Source organism: Pseudomonas svalbardensis (genome assembly GCF_030053115.1).
GTDB lineage: Bacteria > Pseudomonadota > Gammaproteobacteria > Pseudomonadales > Pseudomonadaceae > Aquipseudomonas > Aquipseudomonas svalbardensis.
In genome coordinates this window covers 1,731,181-1,746,047 of the sequence record NZ_CP125619.1, presented here as the reverse complement: position 1 = coordinate 1,746,047, position 14,867 = coordinate 1,731,181, and the positions used below count along the sequence as shown (strand labels likewise).

General features: G+C 48.6%; 12 protein-coding genes and 1 pseudogene. 1 reads left to right on the top strand and 12 read right to left on the bottom strand.

What is annotated here, in order from left to right:
* Positions 1 to 19 precede the first annotated feature (19 nt).
* The 11 genes from QFX16_RS07940 to QFX16_RS07890 form a co-directional block, all read right to left on the bottom strand.
* The gene (locus tag QFX16_RS07940; protein ID WP_283183497.1) at positions 20 to 226 is read right to left on the bottom strand and encodes a hypothetical protein; all 207 of its coding nucleotides are present in this window, start codon (positions 224 to 226) and stop codon (positions 20 to 22) included.
* A gap of 49 nt (positions 227 to 275) precedes the next feature.
* On the bottom strand, positions 276 to 782 hold the full coding sequence (locus tag QFX16_RS07935) for a hypothetical protein (RefSeq protein ID WP_283183496.1): 507 nt from the start codon (positions 780 to 782) through the stop codon (positions 276 to 278).
* Between the two features lie 44 nt (positions 783 to 826).
* Positions 827 to 2,254 (bottom strand): hypothetical protein, encoded by a 1,428-nt coding sequence (locus QFX16_RS07930; RefSeq protein WP_283183495.1) that lies wholly within the window; start codon positions 2,252 to 2,254, stop codon positions 827 to 829.
* Positions 2,251 to 4,149 carry a hypothetical protein gene (locus tag QFX16_RS07925; protein WP_283183494.1) on the bottom strand — a complete coding sequence of 633 codons (1,899 nt, stop codon included), beginning with the start codon at positions 4,147 to 4,149 and terminating at the stop codon, positions 2,251 to 2,253. Before QFX16_RS07925 ends, QFX16_RS07930 begins: the two co-directional genes overlap by 4 nt.
* The gene (locus QFX16_RS07920; protein ID WP_283183493.1) at positions 4,121 to 5,545 is read right to left on the bottom strand and encodes a site-specific integrase; all 1,425 of its coding nucleotides are present in this window, start codon (positions 5,543 to 5,545) and stop codon (positions 4,121 to 4,123) included. Before QFX16_RS07920 ends, QFX16_RS07925 begins: the two co-directional genes overlap by 29 nt.
* Positions 5,529 to 6,140, bottom strand: a complete 612-nt coding sequence (locus tag QFX16_RS07915) for a hypothetical protein (RefSeq protein ID WP_283183492.1) — start codon at positions 6,138 to 6,140, stop codon at positions 5,529 to 5,531. Before QFX16_RS07915 ends, QFX16_RS07920 begins: the two co-directional genes overlap by 17 nt.
* A gap of 907 nt (positions 6,141 to 7,047) precedes the next feature.
* Positions 7,048 to 7,545: a hypothetical protein gene (locus QFX16_RS07910; protein ID WP_283183491.1), complete on the bottom strand. Its 498-nt coding sequence runs from the start codon at positions 7,543 to 7,545 to the stop codon at positions 7,048 to 7,050.
* Positions 7,546 to 7,549: 4 nt separating this feature from the next.
* Complete coding sequence (locus QFX16_RS07905) at positions 7,550 to 8,146, bottom strand: MbcA/ParS/Xre antitoxin family protein (RefSeq protein WP_283183490.1); 597 nt, start codon at positions 8,144 to 8,146, stop codon at positions 7,550 to 7,552.
* Positions 8,139 to 8,552, bottom strand: a complete 414-nt coding sequence (locus QFX16_RS07900) for a hypothetical protein (RefSeq protein ID WP_283183489.1) — start codon at positions 8,550 to 8,552, stop codon at positions 8,139 to 8,141. The genes QFX16_RS07905 and QFX16_RS07900 overlap by 8 nt, the downstream gene beginning before the upstream one ends.
* Before the next feature lie 798 nt (positions 8,553 to 9,350).
* Positions 9,351 to 9,668 carry a hypothetical protein gene (locus tag QFX16_RS07895; protein WP_283183488.1) on the bottom strand — a complete coding sequence of 106 codons (318 nt, stop codon included), beginning with the start codon at positions 9,666 to 9,668 and terminating at the stop codon, positions 9,351 to 9,353.
* Positions 9,669 to 10,026: 358 nt separating this feature from the next.
* Positions 10,027 to 11,019 (bottom strand): hypothetical protein, encoded by a 993-nt coding sequence (locus QFX16_RS07890; protein WP_283183487.1) that lies wholly within the window; start codon positions 11,017 to 11,019, stop codon positions 10,027 to 10,029.
* Positions 11,020 to 11,771: 752 nt separating this feature from the next.
* Between QFX16_RS07890 and QFX16_RS07885 the strand changes: the two genes are divergently transcribed.
* Positions 11,772 to 12,902 (top strand): sensor histidine kinase, encoded by a 1,131-nt coding sequence (locus QFX16_RS07885; protein WP_283183486.1) that lies wholly within the window; start codon positions 11,772 to 11,774, stop codon positions 12,900 to 12,902.
* 422 nt (positions 12,903 to 13,324) lie between these two features.
* Here QFX16_RS07885 and tnpC read toward each other — a convergent pair.
* Positions 13,325 to 14,851 (bottom strand): annotated as a pseudogene (gene tnpC / locus QFX16_RS07880) (IS66 family transposase).
* Positions 14,852 to 14,867: the final 16 nt, after the last annotated feature.

The window sequence follows — 14,867 nt, the reverse complement described above, 5'->3', positions numbered from 1 at the left end:
TAGGACACGCATTTACCCCCTAACTCCCCTTCTCATCAGAAGGCGTAGTATCAATAGAGGTTAAGTGTTTTCCCTTAACACGATTTTTCTGTTTACCAGCCCAGCAAGCAACCGAATGGATCGTAGGTGTACTTTTAGTTGGAACAATAAACTCTTTACCTTCAAGCAGGCGCCGAAGAGCTGCGAGATAAGGGAGCAGCTTTGATTTATACTTGTCAGCTTTCATGTCATTTCCTCACTACAGTTAACCAATAATATAGACGCGATAGACGCGATTATTTACCGGCCTTGCTCAGCACCAGCTTTTGAACGTTTTTGTAGTCTTCCAGATTTCTCAGTTCCGCTTTGTATTCTATGGTTCCCGGCTGTAACTCCGCTAAATCCCACTCGACCAGCTTGATAGTCTCTTCTATTTTATCTGGATCTAAAACACTCTTGGGACAGCCAGGACAATCGATAAAATTGCCATGAGCACGCTTGTTACACGGCGTAGTAGAGGCGCAGCCGCCGAAGGGCGTCTCCTCATAAGCTAATAAGCCTAGCCTAACTTGTTTCGCGGTAGCCTCCGGAGAATCGTACAACCAAGGCGAATTAACTCTATCCTGCATCACTCGGCTTCCATGAAACCCATACAACTCACGTTCTGAGCGTATAACATCACGAATGTACATTGCTGTATCGGCATCCCCCTTAGCCCGCTTCATTTCCAAAGTCAAAACTGGGTTGAGCAGTCCGAAAATGTAGTTATTGGCAGAGCATCCTTTCATGTAGTAAGTAGCCATCACCTTGGTCAAATGATTAAGAAGACGCTTAAGTGAGGGTAGAGTTATAAGTCCACTCTGGCCGGCAAACACAGCGATTGATCGGCAAACTGGTGAGAAGTAATTCTCCAAGGTTTTCCGATTTGAAATTTCTTGTCTGCGCGCCAATTTCGAAAGGGATCTATAGCTTCAAGTTCGAAGATATCATCCTCTGTGATCAGGACTGGCGAAAGCTTGGATTCGCAGTTAGCACCGCTTACCAGCTTACCATCCTGAGGGTCGACACCGTTGCTAAAGGGCAAAACGGAAACGGATATAAAAAGCCTATCGCGATTATCTTCATTTTTTACAAATGGAGAAAGCAGCGAATTGATTACAGTCAATATTTCAATTGGTTTCACTATAGCGTCAATTGTGATCCATTTGTTCGGAGCAGCCGTGCTCGTAAGCTTCGTGGATATGCTTGCCACATACAAGGCATCGTTGTTCCAGCCCCTAACAGACTCCAAGCAGTCTGTGCATAACTCTAGCGCCTCATGGTGCCGCATGAGCGTGTAAATATGTATGAGAGATTTACAACAGTACTGAACCAACGATAGAAAACTCGATACGTTTCCGACGTGCCGCCATTTATATTTTTTCTGTAATTCCTGAAGCCCGAAGTCATCAATCGCCGGTAAGAAATCAGTATATGAATCCTGATTGTCCAGGGTCGATTTTTCTGAGAAGTCAGGATCGCTAGAACTTCCGTCGGGCTTGTATCTACGCGCATAATATGGATTGCGGCTAACTTTCTGAATAAACTCGACTAACTGATGTGAATGCTTATCAAAATCCGCCAGACAGGTGTTGTACTGAACATATTTTGTCCAAAGGATCCTACTAGGAATGACAGGGTGTTGGTCGGCTTCCTTAAAAGCTTCAGCAAATCTCTTTTTTATAGAAAGAAGAACCATCCCGCTCACGGAAAATCCCAGATCCGAAATACTGAGCCTATTCATGGTGCGTATCAGCAGCTTCACTTCTTTGAACAAACTCACAGGTAATGTATCAGCAAACGTTTCGAAGTTTGAAGACTCCAAAAAAACTGCCTGCACACTTACAGAGTGCTGCTCGGAAAAATCAAACAGCTTGCGGAGCAAGAGTCCCATTACATGCATGCTGGGAAGCCTGATGGGCTGACCACTTTTGGAGCCTGGAAAAAACATACGCATCAAAAATATTTTCTTGCAAAAAAAAGTACTAGTCAAATCGACACTGGTGTCACGCTTCAAATATGAAAAAGAAAAATCGCATTTATCTTTTAATTGGAGCTTATAAGCGGGGAAACTCCATTCGTAATCCTCAAAATGACAAATTGGACTACCTGTTGAATCTCTTGAAATAACCAAACCAGGCCCGATTCTTTTGAAGTCCATCCCATAAAAAACGTCTGTATTGAGGTGCTCAACTCTAACTGGAAACGGCTTTGCCTTCTCGGTTACGCCTTTCATTTCATCACCTTCAGCTTGATTAACCTCTCATATTGCCGCTCCCAATAGGGGGTAAGCTCGAAGTTATCGTTGATTTCATTCCTAATAATGTTCACCAAATCAGCAACATCCGGCCGTGCGGCCAGCAGCTCCGCAATGATACGGTCTATCTGTTCGATTGCTTGGCCGTGAACTCTCCGAAAGTGATCGTGATCAGTGCAGGAGGCCATGTACTCATTGATCACAAAACGCATACTTAATAGTTTTCTGATATCCTCCGGAGTTACATGCGTCGTGAAATTTTCACAGAACAAGCACCCCACAAAAGATTTACAATTAGGCTCATATCCTTCAGGAGTTTGGATTTCCGCACTTGCATGACCATTGTCGGAGCAATCACCCGCAGGGGTTTTTTGGCCGGTGTAGTCATCGAGACAATTTTTCAACCGATGCATCATTGAAGATATCTCATCGATTGCGGTGTTTTCTTCGGCGTCTGAATAGCTGGTCAATATCGTCGCTTGACTGGTTTGCATGACGGCAGACACAGTTGCGAGCGAATGCTTTTCAGATAGCAGGTAGTGGCTTTTATATTTCCTAAGCTCTCGATAGCCTAACCCCTTAAAATCAGGATCCACGTAATTAACAACGCGTTCATTAAAATTTTTGATCGCATCAACTTGCAGCTTGCCCCTCACTCCGTACCCATGGCACTTCATTCCTAAAAAAAGGTATGGACAATCGACGCCAGCGCATAGATACCTCCTGAGCAGAAGATATCGCTCGAAATGCTTTATGAAGGTTTTTTTAACGTGGATGCTCACCAGCATACCGCCAGCTCTCATCTTTATCTCACAGAAGCCGTGCGTCGTTGAACTTTCAACTGAGTAACTGTTATTCCATCGGATCTTTCGTGTTTGTGTTTCGCTATATCCACTATTAGCCACAAACAGCGAAACAAAAGCATCATGAGCGAGTTTGCCCAACCTGAATCTCTTTTCGTGGTAGAAGTCACCGTTTGCGTCTTTGATCAGCTGTTGGGCACCTGCGTGCTGTCGGATTATCTGATCATCCCGTTGCGAGCTAAGAGGAAAACAGTCCTTTAATGGCCGCAAGCGCCCCTTCTCATAATCCCAGAAAATGTTCGACGATATTTTCTTTTTGTTTTGATCAATAAATTTTTTAGTAACGAAAGGATATTCAGCAGGCAACAACCAAACATATTCACCGAGCATCGGCATACGATACGGAAAATCATTGAAATCGAGTAAGAATTTTGTTACTTCACGGAAAATTGAATCACATAACGTCAAGTGCTCGGCCATTTTTGATGCAGAAGGAACCGTTGTACTATTTTTGTCACTTCCAGAAACAGAGATAAAAGGGATATCACTATAAAAATTCACCTTACAATTAGGAAAAAAGTCATTGCCGCTTTTTAATGCGGTACTCTGAAGAAGGCTGGCAGTAAATTGTTTGATTTCGCCCCGATCCAACCTCATAAGAAGATGATGGGTGTAACTCGCTAAAGCTTCCTTGTATTGTTCTGGTGCGAGTAGAAGATCCTGAAAATCATTTTTATCGCACCAAGTAACCATTGAATTGATCTTCAATATATTGGCGTAAAACGTCAGATTGCTAGATTCTGTGTAATAGTCGGTCACGTGGGCAGAAAGAAAATTGTTGATTGCGGTGCATCTATCAGTTCTGAGACTGTCAGGTTCTACGAATTTAACGACGGCACGTGCGAACTTGAATCTATTGGTATAGCAAAGCGCACCAATATCGAAACGACGCGCATCGGTGAACTTCAGCACTAGATCTTGAGGAGGTATTGCGCCTAGTACTGGCTGGATGCTGTCCATATCATGGAGCCTAATGTCAACTTCATGAAAGGTCCGATCGTTCTCTCTCATGCTTTCTCCTCTGACTGGTAATCATATCTTTCAAATGATCTTCGAACTGAGATTGCGCTTGCGCCACCAACTTGTGGTCCTCGCGAAATTTCAGGTATCGCATAGCAACCTTAATGCTATTTTGACAAAGCCGAGTTTTAACCAAATCTATTAACTGAAGCATATTGATCGAGCCGTCGGCCACCAGCTTAATGTTATCCTCGACAAGGTTCATTCCAAAAGTTGCGCGCAGATCATGAAACCTAAATTTCAATCCTTTCCCTAACTGCAAGAGCTTGTCAATCATTACTTTTTGAAAAGCTCTGATCGCGGAGCCGTCTTCATCACTGAATCCGTATAGTTCTGAATCACACTCTGCTATGTAATATGGCATTCCAGACTTGGTGAAAAACACATATTGATCGCCTTCGGAGGTAATTAAAGATTTTGCAGCCCTATTCTTATAACGTGCGGAGTTTATATAACATGTTAACTCGTGATGCACCCATTCAGGTATCAACACGGCTTGCTCCTTTCGCCACTTTGTGTCGGTCATAGTCCCAGGCCCGATAGTAACGGGTATAAGAGCGCGCCCACCTTCACCTGCTCCCTGATCGACCATTCGAAACCTGAACGTCAGTATTGATTGAATCCGCATACCAGTCGTCAATGCGACCATGTAAATGAGCTGCATCTCCGTGTTTTCTAAGAGAATCAGAACTTCAATTAGCGCACGCTGATGTTCGCGCTCAATGGGATATAGTTTTCCTCCATCTTCGATATAGTCACCGGTGCCGATCGAAGCTGCATTTTTGAACGTTAAATCGGTTACCATAATTTGCTTGGAGTGACTAAAACCATGGCGATCGAGATAGACAATGTTTCTTACTGAAGATTTCCACATAGGTTGCTGAGGAACAAAATGCCTTACTTCTGTCATGAACCTATACATTCCGACAACGCTTGACATTTTTCTATTGCCCGTTCCCCTTACAATGCTCCCGTTCATTATTAATTTTTTTAGCTCAGATTTATAAAAATACGTAGGCCGCTCTGATTTCGGCCCTTCGAATTTTAAAAACTCCCGCCCGCCCGCGTCTAAGGTGTTCATATAGTCAGCTAGATCACTGGCAATGTTAGAACATGTCTTAGGATTCGAGCCCTCAACTGATCGATGATATAAGTAAATACTGCCCTCCTTCCATAGAGATCCATCAGGCTGAATAATTACATACAACTTCTCTATGAACAGAGGAGTGAACGGAATCGTTTCAATGGGATAAGGCTCAACGACGACCTCCCCCACTGAGAATCTTCCAAGCCAATCCATTGCGTTCAGTTCATGAGTTCGAATCCAGGTACGGACATTGGTGAGTTTGACCTTTCTATAACCACTTGAATTATTTTTCATGGCCATAATTGTGAAACTCTTTAAGACAGTACGAGATCCAAGATTCTTTTATCGATACTCTATATGCAAATGAGTCATGACCTAACTCGCAACAATAAACGATAGTGCTGATAAGCCTGTGATAGACGTCATAGCTGCTAACATTATGGTGCAAAAAATTACTAGCATTCGATACCGTCACACTCCACTGCTCTCCATTTTCGCAATATGCAACATTGCTCCAAGCATTATTGAAATTCACATCATGCTTGAGTTTACTCTGAGCATTCAGAAATAATTCCAAGGAGTCCTGGTGTACGCTTACACAAAGTACTGGAGAAAGAATGCCTCGTACAAGTGCTTTTTCCAACATTTGAATTACGCGCATATCATGATGTCGCCGCCAAATAATCGCTAAACGCTGGAGCTTCGCCTCAGTGCTGTAATTTAAGTTTTGATCCAGCCATTGAATATTGGAAAATACAGTTAAATTTTTTTCCGGCACAAATTCATCTGTCGGAAAACCTTCATCATATTCAGTGATAAAAATCTCGGAGTAGTTGTGGAGATTTCGCATATCCCACCATCCATAAACAAAATCGAAACCAGAAGAAAAACTCATTTCGTCGAATCATGCAAATCCTTGAAATCAGGTAATACCAACGTAGCTTTCAAGTCCGCACGTGTCCAGCATTCCAAAAACACACGCATTCACCGTCGACCCTTTCATTAGTTACTTTTCGCTGCGCAATGAAGAATAATAAATAACTCAATATTATATAGTCGCTATCTACTTGCAGTGTAGATCAGCTGCGTTAGGGGATATCTCATGCCGATCATCAGCTTAGCTCCATACTGAACAATGGACATCACAGAACAACCGTTAAGTTGTCAAACACATAAACTTTTTCTAATGAAATCGTGCATCCACAAAATCAAAATGTTGCAGACGAACACTGTCGATTCTTAGGATTACATATCGAGATCCATGGAACAGTCGCGAGGAAAATGTTGTGCCGTTCGTCCGGTATCTAACGAAAACGCTCTTAGCGGAAAGAGCATTGGCAACCAAGTTAGTGAACGGGCAGCTTAGAGCTGCTGACTTTTTATCAGTCCGGCTTCGCCGAAATAAGCCAGATGGGGGTTGGCTTTGTTCCTCGCGAGTATCGAGATGCTAACGAGGCGGTCAGATCCTTCTTAAACGAATCGCTTTCTGACATTAGTTGCTTCACATCGAGATAGGCACTTGGCTCAGCCCTCGCTGTGTCCGAAAACGACGAAGCGGACTTACTTAAACTCCTCCACCGCCTAATGACGCTGGCAAAACTAGGCTTATGATGTACCTCGACAAGCTCGAATAGGCCTGTTCCTTATGCTTCAAAACTGGACCCGGTAGAGAAACCTTCGGCCTGCAATGCGCTCAAGCCCATAGAGCCGTGCAATCTCCCAGCGCGACGCAGAAGTGCAACCGACTCATCGCGCGGTCACCTCAGCATTAAAATCGCTGAGGGAAATTTTGAAGGTAGTTCTCAAAACTCGTCGGTATAGAAACCCCATTTGCCGACCAATTCATCTATCGCGAGCGAAATCCTCGACTCCGCCATCAGCTCCGCAGGCGTATAACTCAACGCCACCGCGACCGCCATAGCAAACTCATTCAGCTCTCCTGGCTCGAATGGCCAGACTTGAAGTTTCATCACCGACGCGTCACTGGCACTGTATTTATCGACAACCTCTACCGTGCCCTCCAAAAGCAGATAATTCGTGAGCGATATAGCCATGGTTTTTTGAGGGTAGTCCGCCAACAGCGTGCGCGAATCCAAAAACGTGTCGCCAGCTTCGGCTAATGCGGAATGGCTGAAAGCACGGACGAACAACGACCTCAACCTCGGCGAGGATACGAGACTTCGCACATACCGCAAATCTACAGGACCTTGGCTGAATTCCCATTCCAGTTCGCGGCGCAAATGATCCTGGAGATTTGGATGATTCGCCATCACCACAGTTGGAGCAGTTATCAGTTCCATAAAGTCACACGCCAACCCCGTGTTCTAAACGTTTCAGAAAAGTGAAAATCGTCTGACACCCCTCCTCTGTCGCCAGCATTTCGCTGGGTCGCCGCCCTGCAAAGGCAGTGCGTTTTTCTTGTACCCAACGCACTGCGCCTGCTCCGAAAAATGCCAAAATCGTGTCAACGGCTTGTATGTAGCTGGTGATGTATTTTTCATCCGCGATGTGGGCTTCAATCGGATCTAGATGCCCCCTCCCGGAATGATTGCCGCACCGAGCTACGAGCCACCCCTCAAGACTTACCACTTCGCCAGGATTGCCGCACAGCTCACAGATATAGCCTGAGGCAAGCTGCGCAATTTCGAAAACTGAACCAATGATTTCATCGCTTCCGCTGTGGTAGATCCGGAGTTGACCGAATTTCTCTTTCGCCTGGGTGACCGTCACGTCTAGCGCCTTCAGTTCCGCTTGTTGCCGGGTTAGCCGAAGAGTCGCTTCGATGAGATTCGTCCACCCGTCATTGCATTCAAAACCGAATGTAGACTGTCCGCAGTAGTCCTGCGGGAAGAGCAGAGATCGGTAGTGGGTGACGAGGTGCATTTCGATGAAATTATTCATTATCCATGGCCCTTTTTGACCACAAAGGGACGCGGGTCTGACTGAGCAGTTTTGATGGATAAACCTGTCCGTCCATCAGCTCGTAGCAGACCCGCTCGTCCACTTCCTGAATCTCCCGAATTGGCTCCATCAGCCATTTACCCTTTTGGTTCAGCCAAGGGGGCGATACGAGCTGAACCTCATGAATGAACTGCCCGGGCGTATCTCTTGAGGCCAAATCCAAGAGGAATTGTACTTTCGAAATCATGAACTGCTGCTGCGAAGAACCCTCCTCGCCTGCTACTTCATATGTGACAAAAAACCACTCGTCATTCGCCGTTTGCGAGATGTACTTCCAGCGGCTTGCGCCTTCTTCAAGCACGAAGAATGGATTTTTCACACGCGCTTGCTCGTGAGTTTCGAACATACTGATTCTCCAGATAACTCATTGCTTTAGGCGGCTCACCCTCACCGCCACACCCCGCTATCGATGCACATCGATCAGGTGTTGTTACGGCGAGCAACAGGCGCATTAGCAACGTTTTTGGCCCAAGACCTGAACCGTCTCCCTATGGAGTTTTCAGAAAGGCGCCTACTTGAGCGCTTGTGAGCCGCTGATTTGAAATACCGACTAAAGCTACCAAAATGGTAGCTTTTAGAAAAGCAGCAATCGCCCAAGGCGCCACTGATTCACGAGAAAACACCATGACCAGTAGTACGCTATCAATCCGGCTTAAGGACCCGCGATTACGTGCCAACCTCTCAGGAAGAGCTGAGCACACGCATCGGACTCGATACCTACTCCGCAAGCACGCGCATGAATCGATAGGAGCTTGGTAAGCGAGTGCCGACCCCAGAGCTGATTGAACGGGTCGCATCTAACCCGATTACTTTTACGCCTACCGTCATGATGAAGCTTGAGCATTGCTTCCGGCTTACCGATGCTGGCAAAGCACGTTTGATGTCCTATCAGACCAAGTTGGAGCAGACCTGCGAATTGCGCCTCGAAGAGATCCAGTTGGGTCGGTCAAGACCGCGTGACTTAAGCTGCGATCTGGTTCAGGGATCGATCTCAGGCTCGCTCAAAAGAAAAGGCTGTTAACGGTTGTGGCGCGCCTCAAGCAGCACCACTGGTTCGAATGTGGCAGGAGAACAGTTTTGCCATCACAGGTACTGTCGTGGCTGCTGATACATAGCGAATTGAAAGCCATGCGAGCAAGAAATTTTAAACAGACTCGATCGAAACCAATTCGAAGTACTTAAACTTGCGTTTCTTCGCCTCTGCCTTGGCTTGCTGCTCTGCAATGAGGCTGCTGAGCGTGCTCGACTCGTGAACAAACGTCTCTGCTTCGCCCTCAAACTCTGCCATCACACGGAGCGTTACTCTCAATTTCGGCGAGCGAGAAATCGGGGCACGCCGGGCTTTCGAGACATGCTGCTGATCTGACGTAATCCTCAGATCAGGAGCTTCCGTTACGGCCTTATCGTTCGTAGTGCCGAAAAGCGCTTGGCGCATTTCTTCTTCGCTCAGATTCTCTTTCATGCAGTTGTCTCGTGTGCTCTTTTGGGGTAACCAATATTGAATGTCTAAGAACTGAGCATCGACTGTAGCGTGTCAGGAGCAACAGCCCGATCGATCTGTTTTTTCTTGAGCATTCTAACTGATCGTTGGCGCGACCTAACCGTGGAGCGTTATGTGTACTGAGGGCGCTCGGTCCGTTTGGGACTGATGATGCCCCTTGGAAAGCAGACAAACTGCCATGTCTTCCAGTTATGGAAATTCACACTCCAACCGCCAAAACGAGCATCCTTCAGTTTGTCTGTGCTCGCGTTCGCGTGCAGAACGTTAAGCGAATGGGGCGGCTTCCATTTCCGCGCCCATCGGACGAACCGGGAACTCGTTAGGACGCGATGCGAATGCCATCTGCCGAGTGCTGACGCTGAAGCGCCTGATCAATATCTGCAACAAACCTCTGAGACGAAGTTTTACATTGCTGACCAATGAGCAGATGGGCTGATTCAACCGCTTTGGCACGAAGCTCCTTGTTGGAGGACAGCTGAATTAACAGCAACAGGTTTGCCGGGCCAGCAAAGTCAGACAATAGCTTTGATTGCGCGTTGAGTTCTCGATCGATGACCGACAGCTCGGCGACATTTTTAAAAGTGACTTCAGCCTGATCTAATTCAGCTTGGGACAGCTGCTTCTTTACTGGGATACCTTCGAGTTGACGCAGAAAGTCGTAGAGCTTGGGCGTGTACGCCTGCTCTTCCAGCTCCAGCCAAACCCCGAGACCTTTGATCTTGCCATAAGAATGGGGGTACCAAGTCTTCTCCTCATAGGGTTTACCCTTTTCGTCCTTGGCTCGCTTGACGATCATGTACTCCCAAAACACTTCGATGGAGTTCCGCTTCCACCGATCAACAAGATTGGTCACCACCTGCGACGGCAACGTGCAAATGAAACGGTTGGCCTGCCCCTGCACCACCCGAAGCAGTTTCAGGGTAGCTTTAACGCGCCCAACGAGCTGCGACCGTTGGCCAAGCATGGTTTCAATTCGATGCCGGCGAATGTTCTGGCGCTCGATGCTGCTGAGGCCTTTAAGACGACCAACAATCTCCTCGTCATTCAGTCCCAGGTGATTCAACGCGCAGCAATTGCCGATCAGCACCTGGGTTCCATTTGTGCACTCAACGATATAGCCGTGCTGGTGCTCTTGGGCGCACCGTTTACCTTTCTTAAGGTATTGGCACTTTGCGTCCGGCTTGATCAGCCGATAGGGACGGATGGGGACGGCGTAGGTTTCTTTGGTAAGGATGCACACTGGGTCAATCAAGTAGTGATCGTTGATTTCATCGAGGGTTCTGATCTCTATGATGCCGTTCGTTGGGGTCATAAATACTCCATGAGTGCAGGCAGGCAGTTGCGTCACATGTATGAATACCCAGTGATTATACATCCAGTAGAACTGATAGTGGCCATCCAGTCTCAGACGTCAACTGTCAGCAGTGAGTAGCGCATCGTCCTCAAAAGCCCGATGCTGAAATGACACACTCAAATGTGATGCAACGCGGCCCCGGAATGCATCGATAGCGTCGTTTTGCCGGTGCGCATAGAAAGAATTCATGCCGCTGAAAACCGCTCGCAGGAAACTGTACAAAAAATCTAAGATTGTACAAATCTTGTCGAGCTTTTGATCATCATGACTCCTTCAGAACGACTGATCGTTTGGCACCATAACTGGAATCTTTCAAAGAAAGTCGTCACTTGCAGGTCGTGCGGCGCCTCGCAGTCTGAGCTGGAAAGGGGGAGCGACTTCCCTCACGACCTCAAGTGTCCGAGAGCGCTCGTTCAATCACGTCCCTGGGACGAGCTTGATGAAATCCAACCTGCCAAGCCCACTCGTCCATGCTGATACGCCTTACCAACCTCCGACAAGAATCGCCGGCTGCGGAGACGCTGCTCAACGCTGCAAAGTCCCCTGAGTGGGCTTGCACTCATGCAGGGGGTTTGTGACTTACATTGAAAGTGAACAGGCCTCTATGCTGGCCATTCATGCCAAGTGACTAAATCGGTGCTCTAATTCAACTCTAGTTGTTTCGCTCCCGTTTTCGACCTCGATTACGACTCCATACCAGGATCAACGGCATGCGCCTGTCTGACTTCATCATCAAAAACCTCGAACCGATTCTGCAAGCGTGGGAAGACTTCGCAAGAACCATTGAGGTCCCTGGCGAAGCTCTGGACTCCAAGGCTCTGCGCGATCACGCCGAACAGATGCTGCGTGCAATAGCGATAGACCTGTGCACGTACCAGTCTGCGCAGGAGCAAATTGCCAAGGCCCAGGGTAACGCTCCTATCGAGGAGTTTGAAACCGCTGCCGAGACCCATGCAGTCACGCGTTTAATGGCAGGCTTCACGCTGGATCAGATGGTCTCTGAGTATCGTGCGTTGAGGACAAGCGTCCTCAGTCAATGGTTGGGTCAGATGAAGGCAGGGACCGTTCTGGAAGTGGACGATATGATTCGCTTCAACGAAGCCATTGATCAGGCACTCGCTGAATCGATTGCGAGCTACTCACGCGCGGTAGAGGCTTCACGCAACGTTTTTTTGGGCATCCTTGGCCATGATTTGCGCACGCCACTGGGCGCTATTTTGCTCGGTGCCGATGTGTTGCGGCGCTCGGTTGATATGGGGGCACGTAAGACTAAAATTGCATTGGGAATATATACCAGCGTCAGACGAGCCAGTCAGATCGTCGGCGACTTGCTGGATCTAACCCGCTGCCAAATGGGCCCTGGGATTCCTGTCAAAAAGGAAAAAATTGACCTCGCGCCACCGTGCACACGCATCGTTGAAGAAATCCACACCGCTAATCCAAGCGCGGAAATCGTCTTTAAAGTGGAGGCATCGGCTCGCGGTGAATTCGATGGCGCCCGCATGGAGCAAGTATTTTCCAATCTACTCAGCAATGCTGTGCAGCATGGCGATTTGCAGTTTCCTATTAAGGTTTCACTGGAGGTAAAAGACGGCAGCGTCATTTTCGTCGTCCACAATTTTGGGGAGCCGATCCCGAAGGATATTCTGCCCTTCATTTTCAACCCCATGGGACGGTTCTCTCAACATGCTTCACTTGAGCTAGGCCCTAGCACAGGCCTGGGCTTGGGCCTATATATCGCCTCCGAGATCGTGGCTGCTCACTCAGGGACTATCGACGTAGTCTCCGACACTGAGAGCGGAACTACATTCCTCGTAAAAGTGCCGACAGGGAGATACTAGGTCCAGCCACCGGCAATAGTGCGTGGGACAGGAATGTAAATGATCGGTTGCTTTACCGCCGGCAGTAACTGCGAGGCAGGGAAAGCCCGATGCCAGTTCCGAAGCAATACCTGAAGAATACTCGTGACCTGATGTTCAAGACTAAAACATGAGAATTAAGTTTTCTTAGCACAAATGCTCAAGAAATTATCCCTAAGGCGTAGGCGTTACGCGGACAAGGTCAAAAGTGTCGCGATGATCCGGACGGTGGAGTAGATGGCTGATCTAATAAAAGGGCTCGACGGACCCAGAACCGCCCAGCAGGAGCTGTTTTATGGCCTTGAGGACTCTGCCGCAATCATCAGTTGGTCGGTGATTGAGCTGACAGACATGGCTAGTAAGTCCAATGAAGGTAAGCGTCCGCCGAAGTCACCTTGCATGACTCAGGCAGATACCCACTGATGCGGCAGCAGTTGGTCGATCTCACTCGCCCGCTGCGTCGGCAGCCGCGTCAGCACATCTTTGAGATAGGCATACGGATCGTGCCCATTCATACGTGCCGACTGGATCAAACTCATAATCGCCGCTGCCCGTTTGCCGCTGCGAAGCGATCCAGCAAACAATCAGTTCGAGCGTCCAAGTGCCCACGGCCTGATCTGGTTTTCGACTGGATTGTTGTCTATGGGCACCGCCCCATCGACCAGGTAGCGCGTCAGCGCTACCCAGCGTTTAAGGCTGTAATCCAAGGCTTTGGCCGTTGCTGATCCATTGGGCACAAGATCGCGCTGGGCCAACATCCAGTCGTGCAGTGCTTTGGCCAGCGGCGCCGCTTTTTCTTGCCGTATTCGACAGCGATCTCCATCACTCATGTCTCGCACTTGCCGCTCAACTTCGTACAAACCGCCAATCGAGTGCAGCGCCTGTTCTGCCAACTGACTTTTATTCGCGACATGCAGATCGAAAAACTTGCGGCGGGCGTGAGCCATGCAGCCGATTTCGATCATGCCTTTCTCAAACCCAGCTTTGTAACCAGCAAAGTCGTCGCACACCAGCTTGCCATTCCACGCGCCGAGGAAGTTACGCGCATGCTCACCGGCGCGGCTCGGGCTGAAGTCATAAACCACTGCCTTAAGCGCCGAAAACGGCGTGGTGCAGTAAGCCCAGACATAAGCGCGGTGAGTTTTCTTCTCTCCGGGCGCAAGCATCTGCACCGGCGTCTCATCGGCGTGGACAACTTGCTGCGCCAGGACGGCTTCTCGCAAGGCATCAACTAATGGCTGAAGCTGTACACCTGTTTGTCCAACCCATTGAGCTAGTGTGGAGCGCGGGATCGCTAAACCAGCGCGCCCGAAGATTTTCTCCTGCCGATACAGCGGCAAGTGGTCAGCGAACTTCGCCACCAACACATGCGCGATCAGGCCCGCAGTTGGGATGCCCTTGTCGATCACTTGGGCCGGTACCGGTGCCTGGATCAGTGTTTCGCACTGACGGCAGGCCCACTTCCCACGCACATGCTGTTCAACAGTGAACACGCCCGGCGTGTAATCGAGCTTCTCGCTGATGTCCTCGCCGATGCGCTGGAGTTGGCAGCCGCAAGTGCACTGAGTGCTTTCTGGTTCGTGATGAATGACGGTGCGTGGAAACTGCGGCGGCAGTGGCGCGCGCTTTGGTTTTTGGCGCGCCTCTTCTGGAGCAGGAGCCGGAAGCAGTGCCGTCAGCTCGGCGTCGATAGCCTCAAGGTCGGTGTTGAGCAGATCGTCGAGCAAGCTGCCTTGTTCAGGACTGATCTGCTCGCTGCGTTTGGCAAACCGGTGCCGCTTGAGGATCGCGATCTCGTGGGTCAGCTGTTCGATGATGGTTTGATCGCGGTGGATCTTTCTGCCCATGGTGTCGACCTTCGACATCAACTGCGCAGCGAGGGCGCGCAGTTGGTCGGGGGTCATTTGGTCGAGGTTGGGCAAGGAAGTCATGCCGTGGATTTTACCA